General features: G+C 62.5%; 29 protein-coding genes and 2 pseudogenes. 11 read left to right on the forward strand and 20 right to left on the reverse strand.

Translation table 11 applies throughout. The features are described from left to right. On the forward strand, positions 1 to 233 hold a 233-nt coding region (locus ACODSK_RS19355), incomplete at its 5' end, for a hypothetical protein (RefSeq protein ID WP_489018313.1). Positions 234 to 331: 98 nt separating this feature from the next. Here the strand turns inward: ACODSK_RS19355 and ACODSK_RS19360 are convergent. The 12 genes and pseudogenes from ACODSK_RS19360 to betC form a co-directional block, all read right to left on the reverse strand. Continuing rightward, on the reverse strand, positions 332 to 829 hold the full coding sequence (locus ACODSK_RS19360; protein WP_489018314.1) for a hypothetical protein: 498 nt from the start codon (positions 827 to 829) through the stop codon (positions 332 to 334). A 43-nt stretch (positions 830 to 872) separates the two neighbouring features. Next, positions 873 to 1,376, reverse strand: coding sequence for a hypothetical protein (locus tag ACODSK_RS19365; RefSeq protein ID WP_489018316.1), 504 nt, complete (start codon positions 1,374 to 1,376; stop codon positions 873 to 875). Positions 1,377 to 1,607: 231 nt separating this feature from the next. Further along, entirely contained in the window at positions 1,608 to 1,853 is a 246-nt protein-coding gene (locus ACODSK_RS19370; RefSeq protein ID WP_489018317.1) for a hypothetical protein, read from the reverse strand. A gap of 353 nt (positions 1,854 to 2,206) precedes the next feature. Beyond that, positions 2,207 to 2,653, reverse strand: a complete 447-nt coding sequence (locus tag ACODSK_RS19375) for a hypothetical protein (protein WP_489018318.1) — start codon at positions 2,651 to 2,653, stop codon at positions 2,207 to 2,209. 35 nt (positions 2,654 to 2,688) lie between these two features. Then, complete coding sequence (locus ACODSK_RS19380) at positions 2,689 to 3,198, reverse strand: hypothetical protein (protein ID WP_489018319.1); 510 nt, start codon at positions 3,196 to 3,198, stop codon at positions 2,689 to 2,691. A gap of 133 nt (positions 3,199 to 3,331) precedes the next feature. Next, a pseudogene (locus tag ACODSK_RS19385) lies at positions 3,332 to 3,630 on the reverse strand (STAS domain-containing protein); the annotation flags it as partial. A 37-nt stretch (positions 3,631 to 3,667) separates the two neighbouring features. Beyond that, on the reverse strand, positions 3,668 to 4,165 hold the full coding sequence (locus ACODSK_RS19390; RefSeq protein WP_489018320.1) for a hypothetical protein: 498 nt from the start codon (positions 4,163 to 4,165) through the stop codon (positions 3,668 to 3,670). A 133-nt stretch (positions 4,166 to 4,298) separates the two neighbouring features. Then, positions 4,299 to 4,593, reverse strand: a pseudogene (locus tag ACODSK_RS19395) (STAS domain-containing protein); the annotation flags it as partial. Positions 4,594 to 4,629: 36 nt separating this feature from the next. Then, positions 4,630 to 5,133 (reverse strand): hypothetical protein, encoded by a 504-nt coding sequence (locus ACODSK_RS19400; RefSeq protein WP_489018322.1) that lies wholly within the window; start codon positions 5,131 to 5,133, stop codon positions 4,630 to 4,632. A 133-nt stretch (positions 5,134 to 5,266) separates the two neighbouring features. Next, positions 5,267 to 6,838, reverse strand: a complete 1,572-nt coding sequence (locus ACODSK_RS19405) for a SulP family inorganic anion transporter (protein WP_489018324.1) — start codon at positions 6,836 to 6,838, stop codon at positions 5,267 to 5,269. Between the two features lie 71 nt (positions 6,839 to 6,909). Then, entirely contained in the window at positions 6,910 to 7,833 is a 924-nt protein-coding gene (choX, locus tag ACODSK_RS19410) for a choline ABC transporter substrate-binding protein (RefSeq protein ID WP_489018326.1), read from the reverse strand. Between the two features lie 17 nt (positions 7,834 to 7,850). Beyond that, complete coding sequence (betC, locus tag ACODSK_RS19415; RefSeq protein ID WP_489018328.1) at positions 7,851 to 9,362, reverse strand: choline-sulfatase; 1,512 nt, start codon at positions 9,360 to 9,362, stop codon at positions 7,851 to 7,853. Positions 9,363 to 9,476: 114 nt separating this feature from the next. On the opposite strand from betC, the gene ACODSK_RS19420 reads away from it, so the two are divergent. Together ACODSK_RS19420 and ACODSK_RS19425 are read left to right on the forward strand one after the other, a co-directional pair. Next, positions 9,477 to 10,391: a choline sulfate utilization transcriptional regulator gene (locus ACODSK_RS19420; RefSeq protein ID WP_489018329.1), complete on the forward strand. Its 915-nt coding sequence runs from the start codon at positions 9,477 to 9,479 to the stop codon at positions 10,389 to 10,391. A 36-nt stretch (positions 10,392 to 10,427) separates the two neighbouring features. Further along, complete coding sequence (locus ACODSK_RS19425) at positions 10,428 to 10,757, forward strand: DOPA 4,5-dioxygenase family protein (protein WP_489018330.1); 330 nt, start codon at positions 10,428 to 10,430, stop codon at positions 10,755 to 10,757. Between the two features lie 110 nt (positions 10,758 to 10,867). Here ACODSK_RS19425 and trpA read toward each other — a convergent pair whose 3' ends face one another. Together trpA and trpB are read right to left on the reverse strand one after the other, a co-directional pair. Then, on the reverse strand, positions 10,868 to 11,680 hold the full coding sequence (gene trpA, locus ACODSK_RS19430; RefSeq protein ID WP_489018332.1) for a tryptophan synthase subunit alpha: 813 nt from the start codon (positions 11,678 to 11,680) through the stop codon (positions 10,868 to 10,870). Beyond that, positions 11,677 to 12,894, reverse strand: a complete 1,218-nt coding sequence (gene trpB, locus ACODSK_RS19435) for a tryptophan synthase subunit beta (protein WP_489018334.1) — start codon at positions 12,892 to 12,894, stop codon at positions 11,677 to 11,679. The genes trpA and trpB overlap by 4 nt, the downstream gene beginning before the upstream one ends. 110 nt (positions 12,895 to 13,004) lie before the next feature. On the opposite strand from trpB, the gene ACODSK_RS19440 reads away from it, so the two are divergent. Next, the gene (locus tag ACODSK_RS19440; protein WP_489018336.1) at positions 13,005 to 13,925 is read left to right on the forward strand and encodes a LysR family transcriptional regulator; all 921 of its coding nucleotides are present in this window, start codon (positions 13,005 to 13,007) and stop codon (positions 13,923 to 13,925) included. Here ACODSK_RS19440 and ACODSK_RS19445 read toward each other — a convergent pair. Further along, entirely contained in the window at positions 13,898 to 14,224 is a 327-nt protein-coding gene (locus ACODSK_RS19445) for an ElaB/YgaM/YqjD family protein (RefSeq protein WP_489018338.1), read from the reverse strand. The two genes, ACODSK_RS19440 and ACODSK_RS19445, sit on opposite strands and share 28 nt — an antisense overlap. A gap of 153 nt (positions 14,225 to 14,377) precedes the next feature. Between ACODSK_RS19445 and ACODSK_RS19450 the strand changes: the two genes are divergently transcribed. Beyond that, entirely contained in the window at positions 14,378 to 14,593 is a 216-nt protein-coding gene (locus ACODSK_RS19450; protein WP_042121737.1) for a dodecin, read from the forward strand. An 80-nt stretch (positions 14,594 to 14,673) separates the two neighbouring features. Continuing rightward, on the forward strand, positions 14,674 to 14,892 hold the full coding sequence (locus tag ACODSK_RS19455) for a DUF1161 domain-containing protein (protein WP_489018340.1): 219 nt from the start codon (positions 14,674 to 14,676) through the stop codon (positions 14,890 to 14,892). Positions 14,893 to 14,995: 103 nt separating this feature from the next. Here the strand turns inward: ACODSK_RS19455 and ACODSK_RS19460 are convergent, their stop codons facing one another. Continuing rightward, positions 14,996 to 16,000 (reverse strand): LLM class flavin-dependent oxidoreductase, encoded by a 1,005-nt coding sequence (locus ACODSK_RS19460; RefSeq protein ID WP_489018341.1) that lies wholly within the window; start codon positions 15,998 to 16,000, stop codon positions 14,996 to 14,998. A 171-nt stretch (positions 16,001 to 16,171) separates the two neighbouring features. On the opposite strand from ACODSK_RS19460, the gene ACODSK_RS19465 reads away from it, so the two are divergent. Further along, positions 16,172 to 16,597, forward strand: a complete 426-nt coding sequence (locus ACODSK_RS19465; protein WP_489018343.1) for an OsmC family protein — start codon at positions 16,172 to 16,174, stop codon at positions 16,595 to 16,597. A gap of 82 nt (positions 16,598 to 16,679) precedes the next feature. After that, on the forward strand, positions 16,680 to 16,913 hold the full coding sequence (locus ACODSK_RS19470) for a DUF1161 domain-containing protein (protein WP_489018345.1): 234 nt from the start codon (positions 16,680 to 16,682) through the stop codon (positions 16,911 to 16,913). Between the two features lies 1 nt (position 16,914). Here the strand turns inward: ACODSK_RS19470 and ACODSK_RS19475 are convergent, their stop codons facing one another. Together ACODSK_RS19475 and ACODSK_RS19480 are read right to left on the reverse strand one after the other, a co-directional pair. Continuing rightward, complete coding sequence (locus ACODSK_RS19475; protein WP_489018347.1) at positions 16,915 to 17,325, reverse strand: PA0061/PA0062 family lipoprotein; 411 nt, start codon at positions 17,323 to 17,325, stop codon at positions 16,915 to 16,917. 55 nt (positions 17,326 to 17,380) lie between these two features. Beyond that, entirely contained in the window at positions 17,381 to 17,794 is a 414-nt protein-coding gene (locus tag ACODSK_RS19480; RefSeq protein ID WP_489018349.1) for a PA0061/PA0062 family lipoprotein, read from the reverse strand. 65 nt (positions 17,795 to 17,859) lie between these two features. Here ACODSK_RS19480 and ACODSK_RS19485 point away from each other — a divergent pair, with 65 nt between their 5' ends. Then, complete coding sequence (locus ACODSK_RS19485) at positions 17,860 to 18,978, forward strand: aminopeptidase (RefSeq protein WP_489018412.1); 1,119 nt, start codon at positions 17,860 to 17,862, stop codon at positions 18,976 to 18,978. A gap of 37 nt (positions 18,979 to 19,015) precedes the next feature. Here ACODSK_RS19485 and ACODSK_RS19490 read toward each other — a convergent pair whose 3' ends face one another. Further along, positions 19,016 to 19,666, reverse strand: coding sequence for an HAD family hydrolase (locus tag ACODSK_RS19490; protein ID WP_489018414.1), 651 nt, complete (start codon positions 19,664 to 19,666; stop codon positions 19,016 to 19,018). A 26-nt stretch (positions 19,667 to 19,692) separates the two neighbouring features. Beyond that, positions 19,693 to 20,241 (reverse strand): gamma carbonic anhydrase family protein, encoded by a 549-nt coding sequence (locus ACODSK_RS19495; protein ID WP_489018350.1) that lies wholly within the window; start codon positions 20,239 to 20,241, stop codon positions 19,693 to 19,695. A 91-nt stretch (positions 20,242 to 20,332) separates the two neighbouring features. On the opposite strand from ACODSK_RS19495, the gene prlC reads away from it, so the two are divergent. Further along, positions 20,333 to 22,384: an oligopeptidase A gene (gene prlC, locus ACODSK_RS19500; protein WP_489018352.1), complete on the forward strand. Its 2,052-nt coding sequence runs from the start codon at positions 20,333 to 20,335 to the stop codon at positions 22,382 to 22,384. Then, the gene (locus ACODSK_RS19505) at positions 22,381 to 22,647 is read left to right on the forward strand and encodes a YheV family putative zinc ribbon protein (protein WP_489018354.1); all 267 of its coding nucleotides are present in this window, start codon (positions 22,381 to 22,383) and stop codon (positions 22,645 to 22,647) included. The genes prlC and ACODSK_RS19505 overlap by 4 nt, the downstream gene beginning before the upstream one ends. Positions 22,648 to 22,663 lie beyond the last annotated feature (16 nt).

Consider the following 22,663-nt stretch of genomic DNA (forward strand, 5'->3'; position numbering starts at 1 on the left):
CCTCAGTGGGGGGATTTTCACCCATTGAGGTGTCCGGGGTCATTAGACCAGCGCACCGCTTTGTTTTTCCGGCGATTTATCGCGGGGATGCCGTTGGGCTCGACTCGATATCGCGTCGTACAAACAAGGCGAACAACCATGGCCTCACAGGCATAGGTACGTTGCAACAAATGTGGGAGCGGCTGTTAGCCGCGATGCGCCGCGCGTGCGGCGCTCGATTTCAAGAACGCTGAAAGTCTGTCGGCAAGCACCTGCCAGCCCTGATGCAATTTCCAGCCAGCCCCATGCTCAAAAGACATGTAGCTACTCCTGCTCATCGCTGACAAAACCGCTACTGGACGGTGTAGGTAGCGTTGATCGATTTACTCGATTCACAAACCGGGTCCTTGACCGTAAGGGGTACTGAACCGCTGCCGGGCTTGTCACCGCCTTCAGACGAGATATGGCTGTCGGTACTCACGGGTTTGAACGGGTCTCCCCAGGCGAACTGGATCTTGCCGCTGGGTGTTTTCGATTCGCTGGCATCAAGGGTGATCATCTTGTTCGCCACGCTGCTCTTGACGTTGATGATGATTTCCTTGCGCCTGGCCGGACCGTGGAACCAGAGTGGATGGTTGGCCCTTACAGATTCTTCACCATAGAGATCAATGAAGTGTTGAATCTGTTTCTCCGTGGGTATGGTTGGAGCCTTGTCGCCATTTTTTTCATAGATCAAGTAATCGAACTCCGATTGGAAGCACGATTCTGGTGCTTTGGCATAAACGCTCGTGGCGCAGTAAGTCGACAGTATGATGCAGGCAGTCAGTGTCGAGAACTTGTTGATGTTCATGCTCAGTCCTTCCTATTCCGGGAGCCGATCGATGGTGGGCGGATCAGTATTGGTTGACCATCTGCACGCGGGTACTTTCAGTGATTCCGCACACCGGGTCACCTACATTTAGCGTTACATTGCTATAGGCACCTTTTGATACCCCGGGGTTGGTTGAGTACTCAGCGCTTGAGGAATACGTGGAAGAACCGCTGTTACTTGTCCAGGAAAAGGTCTTGCTACCGCTGGGTGTTGAGCTGCCGCTGGCATTCGCATGGATCATCTGGCCGGGGCCTGCCTGGGTCTGTTTGACACTGATGGAAATGGACTTTCTCTTGGCCGGTCCATGGTGGAAATAGCTTTCTGCCAATTCGTACTCTTCGTCTGACATCGGATTCCTTTCGTCACTGATTGGGTACGGAGGATATTCATCCCCGTATTTCAAATAGACTTCATGATCGATTTTCGATTTGAAACAGACTTCTGGCAGTGCCGCGTTGGCGATTGCAGGGAAGTTTGCCAGCATATACATGCACGCCACCCATGCTGAAATACCTGAGATTTTCATTTTTTGCGCTCCATTCATCCTTGGGGCCTGAACGAAAACGAAGCTGTTCTTTATTTACGCTAATGGCGATCCGGTGTTTGCACAACTGATAGAAATATCAGTGGCGAATATCGGGGATCTGGACTACCCAGAGAGATAAATCTCGAATCGTTATTTCGACCATTGAACTCATTCCTGCCCGGACTTTCATGGCGTGCGCTTCCTGGCAGGAACGAGTCTACCGACGCGAGATCAGAGGATCGGCGTACTTATCGTCGAAGTCCCCAAGGCTATTTGCAGGTAGGCCCTGCAGATCTTCAGTTCCAGAAGGGCGTCATCGAGCAGCTCCTGGTGTTTGAGGATGGGCTGCTGGGGCAGCCGCGAGGCGTTGCCGAGGGCTTTCTTGAGGTAGTCCGCAGCGTTGCGCACGGCCTGGTCATGGGTGACGCCGGGGTTGATGCAGAGAACGGGTGGTGGATCGGGGACGAGTTTCTTCATGGCTGACTCCAGGGGTAGAGAACGGGAGCTGCCATCGCCGCTGTCAAACGGGAGGGTGGCAGCTGTGCATGGGTTGACAGACCAAGGACCCCTGGAGCCCCGGCGCACCCGAAGGTGCCCACACGCACAGCTGCCATAAGCAACTGCGGCACAGGGGGATTCAGGGCGGTCTGTCAAAACCGGTCGTTGATTTGGCAACGACCGGCGAAGACTAGGCAGCGTTTCCCATGTACGCAACAGCTGGAAGGCCGGCGGAGTATGCTTGGGAAATTGCCTACAAGAAAGTCGGATATCGGTGAATTTTCGTTGCCTGTTGCGTCATTTTTCAGCACGCGAGAACTTCGCGATTTCGCCTAGTTGTCCTTGACCATGATGTGTTGGGGCTGGCTATTGCCGCAGACCTCATCGACCACCGTCAGGGAGATTTCCCGCGTGCTGCCAGCCGGAACGATCAGGGTCGCTTTGCGGGTCGCGAACCCCCTCCACAGGTAGGTGGCATGGCCGCTGGTCACTGTCGAAGCACTGGCATCGAGGGTAATCGGCTCGCCGGGAGCCGGTTGGCTTTGCTTGATATCCACGCTCACCGGCTTGAGCTTTTCCGCCCTCAGCGCTTCGAAGTAATGGTCGTTGTTCGGCGCAGCGTCGAATGTTTTCTTGGCGGCCACATAGGTTTTATGGGCTTCGTTGCTGATGAAGCAAAGTTCCGGAATTTCTCTTATCTGGGCTGCGTCGACCTGAGCACTCAGGCCAAACCATGCAGCCATGCAGAACACGCCGTGAACTGCTTTGTTGATGTTCATTTTGGGTTGTTCCCTGAAGCTACAACTGATGATGTCTACTTGACCTCCTGGAATCCCTCGCTTGCCGAGAATTCGCATACGGGATCCGTGACTCTTACCTCAACGAAAATGATGTTATCTGGGTAATAGGGGACCTCGACTTTGCCGCCCTGGTCCTTGATGGGTGTGTTGTGATCGGTCCATGAAAACTGGATTTTTCCACTAGGAGTGGTTGACTGATTGGCGTCAACCACCACCCGCGTGCCATTCCAATTCCGGGTGACTGTGGCAACAATGTTGATTGGTGCTCTCTTGGCGGGCCCGCTCTTCCAGGCTTTAAGCATTTTATCTACATTGGGTTTCACACCGTTACCTTTGTCATCTATCCAAGCATCAGGTACCTTGACGGGTTTTTCAAAACCATAAAGGAGATAAGTTTCATAATCCTGTTCTGTCTGAAAGCAGAATTTTGGTAGTGATTTCGGTGTTTCGGCATTTACACTTGCACCGTGATTTAAAACAGCGATAAAGCAAGCTGCTGCAACTGAAGTTCTCGTGATATTCATTTTCCAACACTCCAGGAATATGGCATGCGGAAGAAAACGAGCTGCCTGTTGCATTACGCTAATAGCGAATAGACATGCGCACAACTGACAGAACTATCAGTTGCAAACTCTCAAAACCTGAACTACCAAGCCTTCATTCCTCAAACTGTATGGGACACCCCTCCACCCCTTCCAGCTTTTGTAACTCCTCCACCACCTGCGGCCGTGCCCGGCGCAGGGTCAGCCCGCCCCCTGCCGCCGCAACCGCCGCGCCTCCTGATGCAGCATCTCCACCCCGGAGTAGTCGATGAAGTTGATCTGCCGCGCATCGATCACCACCTCCGCCGTCTGGCAGCGTTGCAGGCGCACCTGGAGGTAGTGGCTGGCGCCGAAGAAGATCGAGCCGCCGACCCGCAGCACGTCCGCGTCCCCTTCGCGCACCTGCTGCACCCTGCCGTTTGCTCCGGCGAGGGGGTAAAGGCAGAGATCGTTATTTAACGGTGTAAGTGGCGTTGGTCGATTTGCTGGTTTCGCAGACCGGATCCTTCACCATGATAGGCACCGATACTTTTGTGGGTTTGTTGTTGCCTTCGGATGAAATATGGCTATCAGTGCTCACGGGATCTGCCGGGTTACCCCAGGCGTACTCGATCTTTCCGCTGGGGGTCTTCGATTCGCTGGCATCGAGCGTAATCATGTTGTTGACCACGCTGCCGTTGACGGTGATGGTAATGTCTTTTCTTTGAGCAGGGCCGTGTTCACCAGCTTTTTTCATCTTTTCAAATTCATGTGGGCCATACCACGTTGAAAATGTACTATGCCCTTCTATACCAAACTTTTCTGGTGTGCCGTTACCATAGGTCAAGAAAATTTGATAATCATAATCTGTTTTAAAGCATTCTTTCGTCGGCGCGGCATAGGTATTATCGGAATTCTGAAAGATAGCGAAGCAGATAATAGCCATTAATAGTGGTTTTCTGATGTCCATTCTTCGACGCTCCAAAAAGAGTATATAGACCGAACGAAATCAGCCTGTGAAAACCACCCTAGAGGCAAATGTACGAGCACACAACTGACAGAAGTATCAGTTGCGAACAAGCAGAAATTGAACTACCAACGTGTCATTCCTCAAACCGAATCGGACACCGCTCCCCCCTTCCAGCGTCTGCAACTCCTCGACCACCTGCGGCCGTGCCCGACGCAGGGTCAGCCCTCCCCCCTGTCGGCGCAACCGCCGCGCCTCCTGATGCAGCATCTCCACCCCGGAGTAGTCGATGAAGTTGATCTGCCGCGCATCGATCACCACCTCCGCCGTCTGGCAGCGTTGCAGGCGTACCTGGAGGTAGTGGCTGGCGCCGAAGAGAAGATCGACCCGCCCACGCGTAGCACGTCGGCCTCGCCTTCCCGGCGTTCCCTCGCCGCTTGCTCCGGCGAGGGAACAACGGGGGCGCGTTATTTCACGGTGAAGGAGGCGAGGATCGATTTGGATATTCCGCAGACCGGGTCCGTGACCTTGAGGAATGCTGTTGATACTCCGATCTTCTTGTTGCTGACAGTGGTCGAAATACGACTTTCGGTACCCAAAGGGTTGTCCGGGTCACCCCAGGCAAACTGGATCTTTCCGCTGGGGGTCTTCGATTCACTGGCATCGATCGTAATATAGTCAACGGACTGGCTGTCCTTGACATTTATAACAATTTCACTTCGTTGGGCAGGACCATGCTCTTTCGCTTCCAGCAGCTTTTTATACTTGTTTATGTCATACAAGCTTACCAGTGCTTGATACATGATTTTACTATCTGGTCCTGGTGGCGCTTTGTCGCCATATTGCATGTAAATTTCATGGTCCAAGGCTGTTTTAAAACACGCTGCCGGCAGTGCTGCGTATGTGTACCCGGAATATTGGAAAAAGGTGAAGCAGCAAACTGCTATCAATCGTGATTTTCTGATATCCATTCTTCGAATCTCCAAAAATAGTATGGAGGCCGAACAACATTAGCCTGTGATAATTACCCTAGAGGCAAACTTCGGGGCCTACAACTGACAGAAATATCAGTTGCAAACTTTAAAAACCTGAACTACCAAACCCTCATTCCTCAAACCGAATCGGACACCGGTCCCCCCCTTCCAGCTTCTGCAACTCCTCGACCACCTGCGGCCGTGCCCGGCGCAGGGTCAACCCGCCCCCCTGCCGCCGCAACCGCCGCGCCTCCTGATGCAGCATCTCCACCCCGGAGTAGTCGATGAAGTTGATCTGCCGCGCATCGATCACCACCTCCGCCGCCTGGCAGCGTTGCAGGCGCACCTGGAGGTAGTGGCTGGCGCCGAAGAAGATCGAGCCGCCCACCCGCAGTACGTCCGCCTGCCCTTCCCGCACCTGCTGCACCCGCGGCTGCGAGGTGCGCTTGAGGTAGAAGAACAGCGAGGCCAGCACCCCGGCGTAGATGGCGGTTTGCAGTTCCAGCAGGAGGGTGGCGCAGAAGGTCAGGGTCATGACCACGAACTCCGGCCGGCTGACCCGGTACAGCGCGCGGATCGCCCGGTGGTCCACCAGGCCCCAGCAGATCAGCAGGATGCTGCCGGCCATGGCCGGGATCGGGATATGCGCGATCAGGTGTGCACCGGCGACGGCGAACAGCGCCACCCACAAGGCGGAGAACACCCCGGCGAGTGGCGATTGCGCCCCGGCGTCGTAGCTCAGTCCGGAGCGGGTGAACGAGCCCGACGAGAGATAGCCGGAGAACCAGGCGCCGACCATGTTCGACAGGCCCTGGGCGCGGATTTCCTGGTTGGCGTCGATCAACTGCTCGGAGCGGATCGACAGCGAGCGGGCAATCGACAGGCTGGTGACCAGGCCGAGCATGCCCACCGCCACGGCGCCGGGGAGCAGGCGCAGGATCAGTTCCAGGTCCCACAGTGGCAGCGGGCTTAGCGGTGGCAGCTTGCCGACGAAGGCGGGCACCAGGGCGACATGGCCGAACATCGAGGGCCAGAACAGTGTCAGCAAGGTGGCCCCCAGCAGACTTATCAACAGGGCGGGCCAGCGCGGACGCAGCAGCTTGATGGCGATGCCCGTGACCAGGGTGCCGAGGCCCAGCAGCAGCGACGCACCGTCCAGCTCGCCAGCGTGGGTCAGCAGGCTTTCCAGCGTTCTCAGGGCGGTGGCCTGGCTCTCCAGGTCCAGGCCCATCAGGCTCGGCAACTGGCCGAGGGCGATGACCACGGCGGCGCCACAGGTGAAGCCGATCACCACCGAGTGCGAGACGAAGTTGACCAGCGCGCCGAAGCGCAGCATGCCCAGCAGCCACTGGAATACGCCGCCGAGGAAAGTCAGCAGCAGGATCAGGGTGATGTAGTCGCCGCCGCCGGGTACCGCCATGGGGCTGACGGCGGCGTAGAGGACGATGGAGATGGCCGCGGTGGGCCCGCAGATCAGGTGCCAGGACGAGCCCCACAGGCAGGCGATCAGCACCGGCACGATGGCCGCGTACAGCCCGTACTCGGCCGGCAGGCCGGCGATCAGGGCGTAGGCGATGGATTGCGGCAGGGCCAGGATCGCGCCGCTGAGGCCCACCAGCAGGTCGCGGCGCAGGCTGCCGCGAGTCTGTTGGGGGAGCCAGCGCAGAAAGGGCAGGAGTCGGTCACGGTCGGGCCAGGCCATGGGGTCGCTCTATCTCCGGGGGTAGGCTGTCAGGGTGGCGGCTCCGGCTCGCGGCTGCAAGCCGGGGTGATTCAGAGTCTGGCCTTGACCGCCGCCAATGCATCGCCACCATCACGGGTCTTCACCCCTTGCAGCCAGCCGTCCAGAACGCCGGGGTTGGCGCGGATCCAGGCCTTGGCCGCGTCGTCGTAGCTGACCTTGTTATCCACAACGTCGGCCATGATGGTGTTTTCCATGTCCAGGGTGAAATTCAGGTTGGCCAGCAACTTCGCCGGGTTCGGGCAGGCCTGTGCATAACCCTTGCGGGTCAGGGTGTGGACGCTGCCGCTGCTGCCGAACCACTGCTCGCCGCCGGTGAGGTAGCGCATCTTCAACTGCACGTTCATCGGGTGCGGGGTCCAGCCGAGGAACACGATCGGCTTGTCGCGCTTCACCGCCCGCTGCACCTGGGCCAGCATCGCCTGCTCGCTGGATTCCACCAGCTTCCAGCCGCCGAGGTTGAAGTCGTTCTTGTCGATGATCGACTGCAACGACAGGTTGGCCGGGGCGCCCGAGCCGATGCCGTAGATCTTCTTGTCGAACTCGCCGGCGCGCTTTTGCAGGTCGGCGAAGTCCTTGATTCCCGACTCCCACACGTACTCCGGTACGGCCAGGGTGAACTCGGTGCCCTGAAGATTGCGCGCCAGGCTGTCGACTTCGCCGCTGGCGACGAACTTGTCGTGGAAGCCCTGCTGCGCCGGCATCCAGTTGCCGAGGAAGGCGTCCACCAGGCCGTCCTTGAGGCCGCCGTAGATGATCGGTACGGCCAGCGCGTCGACCTTGGTCTGGTAGCCCGCGCCTTCCAGCAGGAAGCGCGCGACGGCATTGGTGGCGGCGATATCGCTCCAGCCGGGGTCGGCCATTTTCACCGTGTCGCACTTGCTGTCGTCGGCCTGCACGGCGCCGACAACGAGGGTAAATACAACAGCGGCAACGCTTGTGGATAACCCTTTCATGCTCCGTCCTCGGATGGTTAACGGCCTGGTTGTGGATAACGTGCCTTGCGTTCGAGATCGTCGAGATCGATGTGGTTGCGCATGTATTGCTGGCTGGCATCGACCAGGGGCTGGTGGTCCCAGCTCTTCAGCTTGCCGGTCGCCAATGCCCCGGCGACGAAGCGGCGGCGGCGCTGGCTGGCCAGGACCTGCTCGCGCAACTGCGGGATGTTCCAGCGCTGGCGGGCTTCCCTGAGCAAGGCTGCCACGCGGTCGGCATGGGCTGGCTGGCCTGCCAGGTTGTCCAGCTCGCGCGGGTCGTCCGCGACGTTGTAGAGCAGGCAGGGATCGTCCTCGCTGTAGATGAATTTCCACGGGCCGCGGCGAATCATCATCAATGGGCTGATGGTGCCTTCGGCCATGTATTCGCCGATCACTTCGTCGTGGCCGCCCTCGCCTTTCAGGTGGCCGAGCAGCGAGCGACCGTCCAGTGGCAGGCCGTCTTCCAGGGTGCCGCCGGCCAGTTCCACCAGGGTCGGCAGCAGGTCGCAGGTGGATACCGACGCGGCGACCCGGCCCGGCGCGAATTGCCCCGGCGCATGCACCAGCAGCGGCACCCGGGCGGCCATCTCGAACCAGTGCATCTTGTACCAGAGGCCGCGCTCGCCAAGCATGTCGCCGTGGTCACCGGAGAACACGATCAGGGTGTCCTTGGCCAGGTCGGTTTCTTCGAGGGTCTGCAGCAGCTTGCCAATGTTGGCGTCGATGTAGCTGCACGCGCCGAAGTAGGCACGGCGGGCATCGCGGACCTTATCCACAGGCAGCGGCTTGCCCCACAGGTCGTAGACCTTGAGCAGGCGCTGGGAGTGCGGGTCCAGCTCGTCCTGGGCGAACGGCACATGGGGCATGGGGATGGCGTCGTCGCTGTACAGGTCCCAGAACGCCTTGGGGATGGTGTACGGGTCGTGGGGGTGGGTCATCGACACGGTCAGGCAGAACGGCCGCCCGTCATCCTCGCGGACATGGTCGTAGAGGTACTGCCGGGCCTTGAACACCACTTCCTCGTCGAAATCCAGCTGGTTGGTACGCACGCAAGGCCCGGCCTGCAGCACCGAGGACATGTTGTGGTACCAGCTCGGGCGCTCGTCGGGGGCGTCCCAGTTCACCGCCCAGCCGTAGTCGGCCGGGTAGATATCGCTGGTCAGGCGCTCTTCGTAGCCGTGCAACTGGTCCGGGCCGCAGAAGTGCATCTTGCCCGACAGCGCCGTGCGGTAGCCGAGGCGGCGCAGGTAGTGGGCGTAGGTGGGGATGTCGGCAGGAAAGTCGGCGGCATTGTCGTAGGCGCCGATCTTGCTCGGCAACTGGCCGCTGACCAGGGTAAAGCGCGACGGCGCACACAGCGGGCTGTTGCAGTAGGCCGAATCGAACACCACGCCCTCGGCGGCCAGGCGGCTCAGATGGGGCATCTTGATCGGCGAAGGGCTGTGGATCGGCAGCAAGGGCGCGGCCATCTGGTCGGCCATGATGAACAGGATGTTCTGGGGTTTCATAAGGTCACGGCATTCCATCGTCAGGCGTTATGGGAAGCAGCTGGGAATCAGCTTGCGACTGTGCATAACTTGGGTAAAGCCCATGCCGGGCAATGACTAGGATTAGCTGAGCTTATGTTTGATGCCTTGGGCGGGATGTCGCTGGACGTGTTGCGGGTATTCGAGGTGGCCGCGCGCTTGCGCAGCTTTACCGCGGCGGCGGTGGAACTGGGCACCACCCAGCCGGCGGTGAGCCAGCAGGTCAAGCGCCTGGAGGAGCAGCTCGGCGCGCGCCTGTTCGACCGGATTTATCGCGGAATAGAGCTGACCGAGGCCGGTGTACTGCTGTACGAGCAAGTACACATGGCCATGCTCGATCTGGACGAGGGCGTGGCCCGGGTCGCCGGTCGCGACCAGCATGAAGTGTTGCGGGTGGCCACCGACTTTGCCTTCGCCGCGTACTGGCTGATGCCGCGCTTGCAGCGTTTTCACCAGGCCAATCCGCGGGTCGATGTGAGCCTGGTCACCAGCGAGCGCAGCCACGCGATGCTGCGCCCGGACATCGATGTGGCGGTGCTGTTCGGAGATGGGCGCTTCCGCCAGGGCGAGAGTATGTGGCTGTTCGACGAGGAGGTTTTTCCGGTATGCAGCCCGCGTTTGCTGGACGCCAAGGACCTGCCGCTGGCGCCGGAGGCCTTGCTCAAACTGCCGTTGCTGCACCTGCGCGGCGAGTCGGCGAGTCGCTGGTTCGACTGGAATGGCGTGTTCCGCGCGCTGGAATTGCCTGGCCCGCCCAGCCCCGGGCCGCTGCGCTTCGACAACTACACCCTGCTGATCCAGGCCGCGATCGCCGGCCAGGGTGTGGCGATCGGTTGGCGCTACCTGGTCGACGCCCTGCTCGATCAAGGCCTGCTGGCACGCCCGCTTGAGGCATCGATTCGTTCTGAAAAGGGATACTACGTAGTACGTCCCCCACGTAAAAGGCGTAGTACGCTGGTCGAGCGATTCGTTGAATGGCTGGGTGAAGAGCAATCCCGGCAACCGGTATAGTCCGGTGCCATCGGTTCGCCGCAATCAGGAGACAGTGTGGAAAGGATCAAGGGCTATCACGCCCACATTTACTACGACGCCAGCACCTTCGAGCAGGCGCGGGAGCTGTGCGAGGAGACGGTCAAGCTGTTTCCGGTAACCATGGGGCGCATGCATCGGCAGCCGGTGGGGCCGCATCCGGACTGGAGCTGCCAGCTGGCTTTTGCGCCGGAACTGGTGGGGGTGGTGTTGCCGTGGCTGGCGCTGTATCGGCGGGGGTTGGTGGTGTTCCTGCATCCGCTGACCGGGGATGAGCTGGCGGACCACCGCGATCATGCGATCTGGATGGGGGCTGTCAGGCCGTTGGACCTGTCGATATTCGAGTGAATTTTCCGGGCTGTGAATAACCCTGTGGGAGCTGGCTTGCCAGCGATTGCAATGGTGAATTCACCAAAGTCATCGCTGGCAAGCCAGCTCCCACAGGGTCGGTGGCGCTCTTAAGATTTGCGCGCAGCCCGCACGCCCTCGGCCAGTGCCGAGCACAGCGCCAGAACGTTATCCACAGCCTGCTCCGGGTTGGCCGCAGTGGCGATCTTGTCCACAAGCGCCGAACCCACCACCACGCCATCCGCCAGCCGTGCGATCGCCGCAGCCTGCTCCGGCGTACGGATGCCGAAGCCGACGCTGATCGGCAAATCGGTATGCCGACGCAGACGGGCCACCGCTTCGGTGACATGCTCGGTAGTCGCCGAACCGGCACCGGTCACGCCGGCCACCGACACGTAGTAGACGAACCCGGAACTGCGCTCCAAAACCCGCGGCAGGCGCGCGTCGTCGGTGGTCGGGGTGGTCAGGCGGATGAAGTCGATGCCCGCGGCCTGGGCCGGGGTCGCCAGCTCGGCGTCGTGCTCCGGTGGCAGGTCGACGATGATCAGGCCATCGACACCGGCTTCCTTGGCCTCGGCCACGAACTGCTCGACGCCAAAGCGGTGGATCGGGTTGTAGTAGCCCATCAGCACGATCGGCGTGGTCTGGTTATCCACACGGAACTCGCGAACCATCTGCAGGGTTTTCGCCAGGGTCTGGCCGGCATGCAGGGCACGCAGGGTGGCCAGCTGGATGGCCACGCCATCAGCCATCGGATCGGTGAACGGCATGCCCAGCTCGATCACGTCGGCACCGGCCGCCGGCAGGCCCTTGAGGATCTTCAGCGAAGCGTCGTAACCCGGGTCGCCGGCGGTGACGAAGGTCACCAGGGCCGCGCGGCCTTCCTGCTTCAGCTCGGAAAAACGTTGTTCGAGACGGCTCATGCCTGCTTCTCCTGCGCGGCCATATGGCTCATTACGGTTTGCATGTCTTTGTCGCCGCGGCCGGACAGGCAGATCACCATCAGGTGGTCCTTGGGCAGCTTCGGCGCGCGCTTGATGGCTTCGGCCAGGGCGTGCGAACTCTCCAGCGCCGGGATGATGCCTTCAAGGCGGCAGCAGGCGTGGAAGGCGTCGAGGGCTTCGTCGTCGGTGATGCTGACGTACTCGACGCGCTTGATCTCGTGCAGCCAGGCGTGCTCGGGGCCGATGCCGGGGTAGTCGAGGCCGGCGGAAATCGAGTGGGCGTCGGTGATCTGGCCGTCGTCGTCCTGCAGCAGGTAGGTGCGGTTGCCGTGCAGTACGCCCGGGACCCCGCCGTTGAGGCTGGCGGCGTGCTTGTCGGTGTCGACGCCATGGCCACCGGCCTCGACGCCGATGATCTGCACGCTGGCGTCATCGAGGAAGTCGTGGAACAGGCCCATGGCGTTGGAACCGCCGCCGACGCAGGCGACCAGGCTGTCCGGCAGGCGGCCTTCCTTCTCGTGCAGCTGGGCGCGGGTTTCCTTGCCGATGATCGACTGGAAGTCGCGGACCATCGCCGGGTACGGGTGCGGGCCGGCCACGGTGCCGATCAGGTAGAAGGTGTCGTCGACGTTGGTCACCCAGTCGCGCAGCGCTTCGTTCATCGCGTCCTTGAGGGTGCCGGTGCCGGCGGTGACCGGGACGATCTCGGCGCCCAGCAGCTTCATGCGGAACACGTTGGCCTGCTGGCGCTCGATGTCGGTGGCGCCCATGTAGATCACGCAGGGCAGGCCGAAGCGCGCAGCGACGGTGGCGGTGGCCACGCCGTGCATGCCGGCGCCGGTTTCGGCGATCAGGCGTTTCTTGCCCATGCGCTTGGCCAGCAGGACCTGGCCGATGCAGTTGTTCACCTTGTGCGCGCCGGTGTGGTTGAGCTCTTCACGCTTGAAGAAGATCTTCGCGCCGCCAAGGTGCTCGGTCAGGCGTTCGGCGAAGTACAGCGGGTTCGGGCGGCCGATGTAGTCGCGCTGGAAGTAGGCCAGTTGTTCGAGGAATTCCGGGTCGGCCTTGGCCGCCTCGTATTCGCGGGCCAGGTCGAGCACCAGCGGCATCAGGGTTTCCGCCACGTAGCGGCCGCCGAAGGCGCCGAACAGGCCGTTGGCGTCGGGGCCGCTGCGAAGGTTGTTCTGGGTCATGGGTCGCTCCGTAGGGAAGGATTGGGCTGACAATGGTCCTACTCTAACCACGACAGGCCCGACTGAAAACCGATAAGATCGCCGCAACCTGTCAGGAAAACTCACACGTCATGAGCCGTGAACTGCCACCGTTGAATGCCCTTCGTGCCTTCGAGGCCACCGCCCGTCTGGGCAGCGTCAGCCAGGCCGCCGAGCAACTGCACGTGACCCACGGTGCGGTCAGCCGGCAGTTGAAGGTGCTGGAGGAACATCTCGGGGTGAGCCTGTTCGTCAAGGACGGGCGCGGACTCAAACTCACAGATGCCGGCCAGCGCCTGCGTGAGGTCAGTGGCGAGGCCTTCGAGCGCCTGCGGGTGGTCTGCGCCGAGTTGAGCCAGAGCGGTGCCGATGCGCCGTTCGTCCTCGGTTGCTCGGGCAGCTTGCTGGCGCGCTGGTTCATTCCCCGGCTGGGGCGCTTGAAGGCCGACTTGCCGGACCTGAACCTGCACCTGTCCGCCGGAGAGGGCGATCTCGACCCGCGTCGACCGGGGCTGGATGCGTTGCTGGTGTTCGCCGAGCCGCCGTGGCCGGCCGACATGCAGGTACATGAGCTGGCACGGGAATGCGTGGGGCCGGTTCTGAGCCCGCACTTCGCCGGCTTCGAGCGTCTGCGCCAGGCCCCGGCCAATGCCTTGCTCGGCGAACCGGTGCTGCACACCACCTCGCGGCCCCAGGCCTGGCCGGACTGGGCGCGGCAACAGGGTCTCGACCCCGGCGCATTACGCTACGGCCAGGCGTTCGAGCATCTGTATTACCTGCTGGAGGCGGCGATGGCCGGGCTGGGCGTGGCGATCGCGCCGCAGCCGCTGGTGGCCGATGACCTGCGCGCCGGGCGCCTGGCCGCGCCCTGGGGCTTCAGCCAGACACAGGCGTCATTGGTACTGTGGGTGCCGCGACGCGCCGCCGACGGGCGCGCCGAGCGATTGGCGGGGTGGTTGCGCGCGGAGCTGGCGCAACAGGGCGATCAGTCGCCGCGCTTGCACATCAGGTAGGCGGCCAGCAGGCCCAGCGCGCCGATGGCGACGCCGGCGGTGGTCCAGGGGTGTTGCTGGGCATAGTCGCGGGTGGCCAGGCCGGTTTCCCGGGTGCGGGTTTTCACTTCTTCGTAGGCGTCACCGATCAGGTCGCGGGAATGGCGCAGGGCATTCTCGGCGTTGCTGCGCAGGCTCTTCAGGGTCTTGCGCGACTCGTCGGAGGCGTCGTCCTTCAAGCTTTCCAGGGATTTCAGCAGGCTTTCGATTTCCGCTTCCATGCTTTGCAGCGAGGCTTTGCGCAGCGAGCTATTGGCCATGGTGATTCTCCTTCAGGGTTGAGTGAGGTCTGTAGGTTCCGACTGCGGCGTGTCTGGAAAGTGCGATCGAACGTTTCGCTGCGGTTGCCCCTCAGAGGTAAAACCGCCCGGCGCTGCTAGGCTCTACCCGCACCCTCTCAAGGAGAACAGCGAATGTCCGATCATCACACCTACAAGAAGATCGAGCTTGTCGGCTCGTCCCCCACCAGCATCGAGGACGCCATCAACAATGCCCTGGCCGAAGCCGGCAAGAGCATCAAGCACCTGGAATGGTTCGAAGTGGTGGATACCCGCGGGCATATCCGCGACAACAAGGCGGCGCATTTCCAGGTGACCCTGAAGGTCGGGTTCCGCATCGCCAACAGTTGAAACGAATAAACGGTTTCATGGGCAAGGCTCCGGGGGGACCGGGGCCTTTCTCGTTTTTGATCCAACAAGGAGAGCGATCGATGAAACACATGATTCTGGCAGCCGCCCTGATGAGCCTGGCCGGCACCGCACTGGCGGCGGGCCTGCCCTGTGAAACGCTGAAGAGCGAGATTGCGGCGAAGCTGGATGCCAAGGGGGTGAAGAATTACTCGCTGGAGATCGTCAGTAAGGGGGCGGGCGGGAACGTGGTGGGCACCTGTGAGGGCGGGACCAAGGAAATCGTCTACAAGCGCGGGTGATCTTGCAGGCCTCATCGCTGCGGTGCGGCGGTCCGACAAGCCAGCTCCCACAGGTATGGCATGCACCGGACCTTGTGGGAGCTGGCTTGCTAGCGATTAGGGACTAACTGCCCAGCACCGTCTGCGCCATCAACTCATACGACCGCACCCGGTCGGCATGCTCATACAGGTCCGAGGTGAAGATCAGCTCATCCGCCCCGGTCTGCTCCAGCAACACCTCCAGCTTGGCCTTCACTTTCTGCGGGCTGCCGATCATCGCCAGACCAAGGAAATCCCCCACCGCTTCGCGTTCATGCGGCAGCCACAGGCCGTTCATGCTTTCCACTGGCGGCTTTTGCATCAGGCTCTGCCCGCGCATCAGGGCAAGGATGCGCTGGTACACCGAGGTCGCCAGGTACTCGGCCTGCTCATCGGTATCGGCCACCACCATCGGCACCCCGAGCATCACGTAGGGTTGGTCGAGCACCGCCGACGGCTTGAAGTGATTGCGATAGACGCGGATCGCCTCATGCATGAAGCGCGGCGCGAAGTGCGAGGCGAAGGCATAGGGCAGGCCCAGTTGGCCAGCCAGTTGCGCGCTGAACAGGCTGGAGCCGAGCAGCCAGATCGGCACCTGGGTGCCGTGACCAGGTACAGCGATCACTTTTTGCTCAGGCGTGCGCGGGCCGAGGTAGCGCATCAGTTCCAGCACGTCGTCGGGGAAGTCGTCGGAACTGCCGGAGCGCTCGCGGCGCAGGGCGCGGGCGGTCATCTGGTCGGAACCGGGCGCGCGGCCGAGGCCCAGTTCGATACGGCCCGGGTACAGGCTGGCCAGGGTGCCGAATTGCTCGGCGATGACCAGCGGCGCATGGTTGGGCAGCATCACCCCGCCGGAGCCGAGAAGGATGCTGGAAGTGCCGCCGGCCAGGTAGGCGAGCAGCACCGAAGTGGCGGAACTGGCGATACCGTCCATGTTGTGGTGCTCGGCCACCCAGAAACGGTGATAGCCGAAGCGTTCGACGTTCTGTGCCAGGTCCAGGGAATTGCGCAGGGCTTGTGCCGGGCCGCCGTCCTGGCGCACCGGCACCAGGTCGAGGGTGGAAATCTTGATGTCAGCGAGTCGCTTCATGGGTTCTCCAGGGCAAAAGAAAACCGCCGGAATGGGCAGCCTTTGCTACGTTGGTGGGGGCAGTTGTCAGGGAATCAATACCCGAGGTGGCAAACGGGCTGAACTTGCCCGCACGCTGGACCTCTGAACTCAGTAACGGCGCCGTCCGCGCCGACAACCCGAGGAGGCATCATGAAGAAGACTGCATCGGCTCACTGGCAAGGTGGTTTGAAGGACGGCAAGGGCACCATCAGCACTGAAAGTGGTGCGCTCAAGCAGATCCCCTATGGCTTCAACACCCGCTTCGAGGGCACCCCGGGCAGCAACCCGGAAGAACTGATCGGCGCGGCCCATGCCGGCTGCTTCTCCATGGCCCTGTCGATGATCCTGGGTGAGGCCGGCTTCAAGGCGGACAGCATCGACACCACCGCCGAAGTCACCCTCGACAAGCAGCCCGACGGCTTCGCCATCACCGCCGTGCACCTGATCCTCAAGGCCAAGGTGCCGGGCGCCAGCGAAGCGCAGTTCCTGGAATTGGCGAACAAGGCCAAGGCCGGTTGTCCGGTATCGAAAGTGCTGAACGCGAAGATCAGCCTGGACGCCACCTTGCAGGCGTGATCGGTTGGTAGCAGAACCATGGCATGCTGGCGCCGGTCCAACATGAGGTTGGCACCCGCATTCTTGCCACGAGGAACTGCCCATGATCCGTATCGCAATCGCCGTCCTGGCCTCGCTGCTGGCCTTCAATGCTTCCGCCGCGATCAAGTCGTGCGATGAGCTGAAGGCCGAGATCGAGGCCAAGATCCAGGCCCGCGGGGTGACGTCCTACACCCTGGAAATCGTGCCCAACAGCGAAGTCCACGACCAGAACATGGTCGTGGGCAGCTGTGAGGGCGGCACCAAGAAGATCATCTACCAGCGCAACGACCGCTGATTCACGGTATGCAGAAGATCGCCTTTTCTTCCGCAAGCACCTGGCGCTGCGCGTTGTAGAGCGTGGCGTTGGGCTGCGCCGCGATGGCCCGGGCTTCCAGGCGATAGCGCTGGCCAGCCTGGAAGCCGTCGTACTCGACGGTCAGGTAGCAGGTGCGATCCACGGGGTCGGTGCCGAAGGTGCCGGTGTTCACTTCGTAGTCGAAGCGCACCACCAGTTCGTGCTTGCCCGGGGTGACCTGGAAGAAGCGACCGTCCTTCAGGCGCTGGCCATCAAGGCGTTCCGCCATGACCAGTCTGCCGGGTGTGATGGTGTAGAAGTCGACCCACGCCTGTTTCTGGTCGACGGGGGGCATGGGGCTGGCGCAGGCCCCCAGGGTACTGAAAGCGAGCAACATCGCTGGCTGTCGCATGATGGTCTCCGCGGGCAGGCGATATAAAGAACAAGCATAGCGCCATTAGTGGCCATCAGGTGCGCTGACAGCCCGCCGGTAAGCCGCGTCCGACCACCTTGCTTTGCTCGTCATAGAGCTTGGCCCAGGGGCGGAAGCCGATGCTGCCGGTCTCCAGGCGATAGCGCTGGCCGGCGCTGAAGTCGTTGAATTTCAGATTGAGCTGGCAATCGCGCCACAGCGGTTCGCTGACCGGGCCGATATTGCTCGGGTCCACGGCAAACAGGTAGCGCACGGTGAGCTGGTGATTGCCGGGGCTGACCTGGAAGTAGCGCTTGTCGGCCCAGGCGCGATCGTCCACTTCCACCGCGTGCAGGGTCTGGTCATGGCCGGGGGCGAGGTCGACCCAGGCCTGGGCCGGATCCGGGTCGGGCAGGCCGGCACAGCCGGCGAGCGCCAGCAGGGTGCTGGCAGCGAGCATCGTTCGCATGGCAAAACTCCGGGCGGGCAGGATAGTCTTGAGGCGATCCGGGCTTGAGCGAGACCACCCCACGCATGATTCGAATTCTTCTTCTGCTGCGCTCAAGCTCCGGGCAACTCGACCGCGTTTTGCGCCGGTTGGTTCCCCTGCTGGCGCTCGGGCTGCTGAACGGTTGCAGCAGCGTCGGCTACTACGGGCAACTCGCCAGCGGGCAATTGCAGCTATTGCGGGCGCGGGAGCCGGTGGCCGAGGTGATCGCCAATCCCGCCACCGCTCCCGCGCTGCGCCAGCATTTGCAGCAGTCGCAGCGGGCGCGGGTGTTCGCCAGCGAGCAGCTGAAACTGCCGGACAACCGCAGCTACCGGGTATATGCCGATGTCGGCCGGCCCTACGTGGTGTGGAACGTGTTCGCCACGCCGGAGTTTTCCCTCGATCCCAAGACCCACTGCTTCCCCATCGCCGGCTGCGTCGCCTATCGCGGTTACTACAGCCAAAGCGCCGCGCGCGGGGCGGCGGCGCTGCAGAAGCTGGCGGGCGAGGATGTGTATATCGGCGGGGTCGAGGCGTATTCGACCCTGGGCTGGTTCGATGACCCGATCCTCAATTCCATGGTCGGCTGGGGCGACGAGCGCCTGGCCACGGTGATCTTCCACGAGCTGGCGCACCAGCGCTTCTATGTGCAGGACGACACCGCGTTCAACGAATCCTTCGCCACCTTCGTCGAGCAGGAAGGCACCCGGCAATGGCGCGCCGCCCGGGGTTTGCCGGCGCAGATGGCGGATAGCGGCAAGCGGCGCGACCAGTTCGTGGCGCTGGTGCTGGCCTGCCGGGAGCGGCTCAAGGCGCTGTACGCCCAGCCGTTGGCGGCGGATGCGATGCGCGCGGCCAAGCAGGCCGAGTTCGAGCGCCTGCGCCGGGAGTACCGGCAACTGCGCGACAGTGAATGGGGCGGTGTGGGGCGTTTCGATGCCTGGATCAACGCGCCGATGAACAACGCCAAGCTGCTGCCGTTCGGGCTGTATGACCAGTGGGTGCCGGCGTTTGCGGCGTTGTTTGCCGAGGTGGGTGGGGATTGGGAGAGGTTTTATCGGCGGGTCGAGGAGGTGGGGTCGCTGCCGATCCAGGAGCGGCAGCGAGTCTTGAAAAGCATCGCCGGCAACGCCGGCTCCCACAGGTATCCCGTGCACCGCTGAACCCTTGTGGGAGCCGGCATTGCCGGCGATGAGGCCCTCAAGAGCGCTGGAAGGCTCGATGCATTTCCGCCAGCGTCTCGAAATGCCAGGCCGGCTGTTCCGCCTCCAGCTCCTCCCGACTGCCAAACCCATACCCCACCGCTACCGCCTCCAGCCCGTTGCTGCGCGCGCCGATCAGGTCGTGCTTGCGGTCGCCGATCATCAGGGTCTGCGCCGGATCCAGTCCTTCCTCGGCCAGCAGGTGCCCGATCAGCTCGACCTTGTTGGTCCGCGTGCCGTCCAGCTCGCTGCCGTAGATCACCTTGAAGTGCCGGGCAAAATCGAAATGCCGGGCGATCTCGCGGGCGAATACCCAGGGCTTGGAAGTGGCGATATACAGCGTGCGGCCCTGCCCTTGCAGCTCGCCGAGCAATTCACTGACGCCGTCGAACACGCGGTTTTCATACAGCCCGGTAACCTTGAAGCGCTCGCGGTAGAAATTCACCGCTTCCCAGGCCTTGGCCTCGTCGAAGGCGTAGAACTGCATGAACGCCTGCAACAGCGGCGGGCCGATGAAGTGTTCCAGGCAGGTCAGGTCGGGTTCGTCGATGCCGAGCTTGGCCAAGGCGTACTGGATCGAGCGGGTGATGCCTTCGCGCGGGTCGGTCAAGGTGCCGTCGAGGTCGAAGAGGATGTTCTGCTGGTGCATGGCGGTCTCGCTGAAAAAAGGGGGCGTCACTCGGGACGGTCGTAGCCTTCGGCCAGGTGCTGGTCCTTGAGGCGGACATAGTTGGCCGCACTGTAGGGGAAGAACGCGCGTTCCTTGTCGGTCAATGGCCGGGCCTGTTTCACCGGGCTGCCGACATAGAGAAAGCCGCTTTCCAGGCGCTTGCCCGGCGGCACCAGGCTGCCGGCGCCGATGATCACTTCGTCTTCGACGATGGCGCCGTCCATGATCGTGCTGCCCATGCCCACCAGGATGCGGTTGCCGAGGGTGCAGCCATGCAACATGACCTTGTGGCCGATGGTCACGTCGTCGCCGATCAGCAGCGGAAAACCGTCGGGGTTGAACGGGCCTGCGTGGGTGATGTGCAGCACGCTGCCGTCCTGCACGCTGGTGCGCGCGCCGATGCGGATGCGGTGCATGTCGCCGCGGATCACGGTCAGCGGCCAGACCGAGCTGTCGTCGCCGATCTCGACATCGCCGATGACCACCGCACTGCGGTCGACGAAGGCGCGTTCGCCGAGCCTTGGCGTGTGTTGCTGGAAGGTGCGGATAGCCATGGATAGCGTTCCTCTCTTGGGCTAATTAGCTGCGGTCGGCGCCGATTGTAATTAAGATGGCCCGGTGTTTCTTCTGCCAAGGTGTCTAACCGTGAGTGCGAACAACCCGCTTCTGCAGTCCTATGACCTGCCGCCCTTCTCGGCTATCCGCGCCGAGCATGTGCTGCCGGCGATCGAACAGATCCTGGCCGACAACCGCAATGCCATTGCCGAAATTCTCAAGACCCAGGGCCAGAACCCGAGCTGGGCCGGGCTGGTGCTGGCCATGGACGAGCTCAACGACCGCCTCGGCGCGGCCTGGAGCCCGGTCAGCCACCTCAACGCCGTGTGCAACAGCGCCGAACTGCGCGAAGCCTACGAGGCCTGCCTGCCGGCCCTGAGCGCCTACGCCACCGAACTGGGGCAGAACCGCGAGCTGTTCCAGGCCTGGGAGGCGCTGGCCGCCAGCCCAGAGGCCGCCGGCTTCGACGTGGCGCAAAAGACCATCATCGAACACGCCCTGCGTGACTTCCGCCTGTCGGGCATCGACCTGCCGCCGGAACAGCAGAAGCGTTACGCCGAAGTGCAGAGCAAGCTCTCCGAGCTGGGCAGCCGTTTCTCCAACCAGCTGCTCGATGCCACCCAGGCCTGGACCAAGCACGTCACCGACGAAGCCGCCCTCGCCGGCCTGACCGACTCGGCCAAGGCGCAGATGGCCGCCGCCGCCCAGGCCAAGGGCCTCGACGGCTGGCTGATCAGCCTGGAATTCCCCAGCTACTACGCGGTGATGACCTACGCCAACGACCGCGCCCTGCGCGAAGAGATCTACGCCGCCTATTGCACCCGTGCCTCCGACCAGGGCCCGAATGCCGGCCAGTTCGACAACGGCCCGGTGATGCACGAAATTCTCGACCTGCGCCAGGAACTGGCCGGTCTGCTCGGCTTCGCCAACTTCGCCGAGCTGAGCCTGGCGACCAAGATGGCCGAGTCCAGCGACCAGGTGCTGAGCTTCCTGCGTGACCTGGCCAAGCGCAGCAAGCCGTTCGCCGCCCAGGACCTGGAACAGCTCAAGGCCTACGCCGCCGAACAGGGCTGCGCCGACCTGAGCAGCTGGGACAGCGGTTACTACGGCGAGAAGCTGCGCGAGCAGCGCTACAGCGTTTCCCAGGAAACCCTGCGTGCCTACTTCCCGATCGACAAGGTGCTGTCCGGCCTGTTCGCCATCGTCCAGCGCCTGTACGGCATCGAGATCGCCGAGCAGAAAGGCTTCGACACCTGGCACCCGGACGTGCGCCTGTTCGAGATCAAGGAAAACGGCCAGCACGTCGGCCGCTTCTTCTTCGACCTCTACGCCCGCGCCAACAAGCGTGGCGGTGCCTGGATGGACGGCGCCCGCGACCGCCGTCGCACTGCCGAAGGTGCGTTGCAGAGCCCGGTGGCCAACCTGGTGTGCAACTTCACCCCGGCTGCTCCCGGCAAGCCGGCGCTGCTGACCCACGATGAAGTGACCACCCTGTTCCACGAGTTTGGTCATGGCCTGCACCACCTGCTGACCCGCATCGAGCATGCTGGTGTCTCCGGCATCAACGGCGTGGCCTGGGACGCAGTGGAACTGCCGAGCCAGTTCATGGAGAACTGGTGCTGGGAGCCGGAAGGCCTGGCGCTGATCTCCGGTCACTACGAAAGCGGCGAGCCGCTGCCCAAGGACCTGCTGGACAAGATGCTGGCGGCGAAGAACTTCCAGTCCGGCCTGATGATGGTGCGCCAGCTGGAGTTCTCCCTGTTCGACTTCGAACTGCACGCCACCCATGGCGACGGCCGCAGCGTGCTGGAAGTGCTCGAAGGCGTGCGCGACGAGGTCTCGGTCATGCGTCCGCCGGCCTACAACCGCTTCCCCAACAGCTTCGCGCACATCTTTGCCGGTGGTTACGCCGCTGGTTACTACAGCTACAAGTGGGCTGAAGTGCTGTCCGCCGATGCCTTCTCGCGCTTCGAGGAAGAAGGCGTGCTCAACGCCGACACCGGCCGCGCCTTCCGTGAGGCGATCCTGGCGCGTGGTGGATCGCAGGCGCCGATGCTGCTGTTCGTCGACTTCCGCGGTCGCGAGCCGTCCATCGACGCCCTGCTGCGCCACAGCGGCCTGAGCGAGGACCTGGCGGCATGACCACGACCAAGAAACGCTTTATCGCCGGGGCGGTCTGCCCGGCGTGCAGCGAGCCGGACAAGCTGATGATGTGGAGCGTGGACGGCACGCCCCATCGCGAGTGCGTCGCCTGCGGCTTCACCGACACCCTCAATGAGCAGGGGCTGTCGGTGCCGAAGGAGCTGGGTACGCGGGTCAACCAGGACGAGCCGAAAGCGCCGAAACCTTCGGTGCAGACGGTGCAGTTCTTCCCTAATCCGAAGTTGAAGAAGCCTTCGGAGTGAGGTTCAGGCCGTCCGG

The sequence above is a fragment of the Pseudomonas sp. FG98 genome (genome assembly GCF_057808595.1).

What these genes read in the sequence shown, in the direction of transcription:
- ACODSK_RS19390 (WP_489018320.1), bottom strand. Translation starts at nt 4,165, where the DNA reads ATGGACATCAGAAAACCACTATTAATGGCTATTATCTGCTTCGCTATC.
- betC (WP_489018328.1), bottom strand. Translation starts at nt 9,362, where the DNA reads ATGAAACCCCAGAACATCCTGTTCATCATGGCCGACCAGATGGCCGCG.
- ACODSK_RS19380 (WP_489018319.1), bottom strand. Translation starts at nt 3,198, where the DNA reads ATGAATATCACGAGAACTTCAGTTGCAGCAGCTTGCTTTATCGCTGTT.
- ACODSK_RS19400 (WP_489018322.1), bottom strand. Translation starts at nt 5,133, where the DNA reads ATGGATATCAGAAAATCACGATTGATAGCAGTTTGCTGCTTCACCTTT.
- ACODSK_RS19405 (WP_489018324.1), bottom strand. Translation starts at nt 6,838, where the DNA reads ATGGCCTGGCCCGACCGTGACCGACTCCTGCCCTTTCTGCGCTGGCTC.
- ACODSK_RS19450 (WP_042121737.1), top strand. Translation starts at nt 14,378, where the DNA reads ATGTCCGATCATCACACCTACAAGAAGATCGAGCTTGTCGGCTCGTCC.
- choX (WP_489018326.1), bottom strand. Translation starts at nt 7,833, where the DNA reads ATGAAAGGGTTATCCACAAGCGTTGCCGCTGTTGTATTTACCCTCGTT.
- ACODSK_RS19370 (WP_489018317.1), bottom strand. Translation starts at nt 1,853, where the DNA reads ATGAAGAAACTCGTCCCCGATCCACCACCCGTTCTCTGCATCAACCCC.
- ACODSK_RS19375 (WP_489018318.1), bottom strand. Translation starts at nt 2,653, where the DNA reads ATGAACATCAACAAAGCAGTTCACGGCGTGTTCTGCATGGCTGCATGG.
- ACODSK_RS19465 (WP_489018343.1), top strand. Translation starts at nt 16,172, where the DNA reads ATGAAGAAGACTGCATCGGCTCACTGGCAAGGTGGTTTGAAGGACGGC.
- ACODSK_RS19460 (WP_489018341.1), bottom strand. Translation starts at nt 16,000, where the DNA reads ATGAAGCGACTCGCTGACATCAAGATTTCCACCCTCGACCTGGTGCCG.
- ACODSK_RS19485 (WP_489018412.1), top strand. Translation starts at nt 17,860, where the DNA reads ATGATTCGAATTCTTCTTCTGCTGCGCTCAAGCTCCGGGCAACTCGAC.
- ACODSK_RS19480 (WP_489018349.1), bottom strand. Translation starts at nt 17,794, where the DNA reads ATGCGAACGATGCTCGCTGCCAGCACCCTGCTGGCGCTCGCCGGCTGT.
- ACODSK_RS19490 (WP_489018414.1), bottom strand. Translation starts at nt 19,666, where the DNA reads ATGCACCAGCAGAACATCCTCTTCGACCTCGACGGCACCTTGACCGAC.
- ACODSK_RS19445 (WP_489018338.1), bottom strand. Translation starts at nt 14,224, where the DNA reads ATGGCCAATAGCTCGCTGCGCAAAGCCTCGCTGCAAAGCATGGAAGCG.
- ACODSK_RS19420 (WP_489018329.1), top strand. Translation starts at nt 9,477, where the DNA reads ATGTTTGATGCCTTGGGCGGGATGTCGCTGGACGTGTTGCGGGTATTC.
- ACODSK_RS19495 (WP_489018350.1), bottom strand. Translation starts at nt 20,241, where the DNA reads ATGGCTATCCGCACCTTCCAGCAACACACGCCAAGGCTCGGCGAACGC.
- ACODSK_RS19360 (WP_489018314.1), bottom strand. Translation starts at nt 829, where the DNA reads ATGAACATCAACAAGTTCTCGACACTGACTGCCTGCATCATACTGTCG.
- ACODSK_RS19470 (WP_489018345.1), top strand. Translation starts at nt 16,680, where the DNA reads ATGATCCGTATCGCAATCGCCGTCCTGGCCTCGCTGCTGGCCTTCAAT.
- ACODSK_RS19365 (WP_489018316.1), bottom strand. Translation starts at nt 1,376, where the DNA reads ATGAAAATCTCAGGTATTTCAGCATGGGTGGCGTGCATGTATATGCTG.
- ACODSK_RS19440 (WP_489018336.1), top strand. Translation starts at nt 13,005, where the DNA reads ATGAGCCGTGAACTGCCACCGTTGAATGCCCTTCGTGCCTTCGAGGCC.
- trpA (WP_489018332.1), bottom strand. Translation starts at nt 11,680, where the DNA reads ATGAGCCGTCTCGAACAACGTTTTTCCGAGCTGAAGCAGGAAGGCCGC.
- ACODSK_RS19505 (WP_489018354.1), top strand. Translation starts at nt 22,381, where the DNA reads ATGACCACGACCAAGAAACGCTTTATCGCCGGGGCGGTCTGCCCGGCG.
- ACODSK_RS19475 (WP_489018347.1), bottom strand. Translation starts at nt 17,325, where the DNA reads ATGCGACAGCCAGCGATGTTGCTCGCTTTCAGTACCCTGGGGGCCTGC.
- ACODSK_RS19455 (WP_489018340.1), top strand. Translation starts at nt 14,674, where the DNA reads ATGAAACACATGATTCTGGCAGCCGCCCTGATGAGCCTGGCCGGCACC.
- trpB (WP_489018334.1), bottom strand. Translation starts at nt 12,894, where the DNA reads ATGACCCAGAACAACCTTCGCAGCGGCCCCGACGCCAACGGCCTGTTC.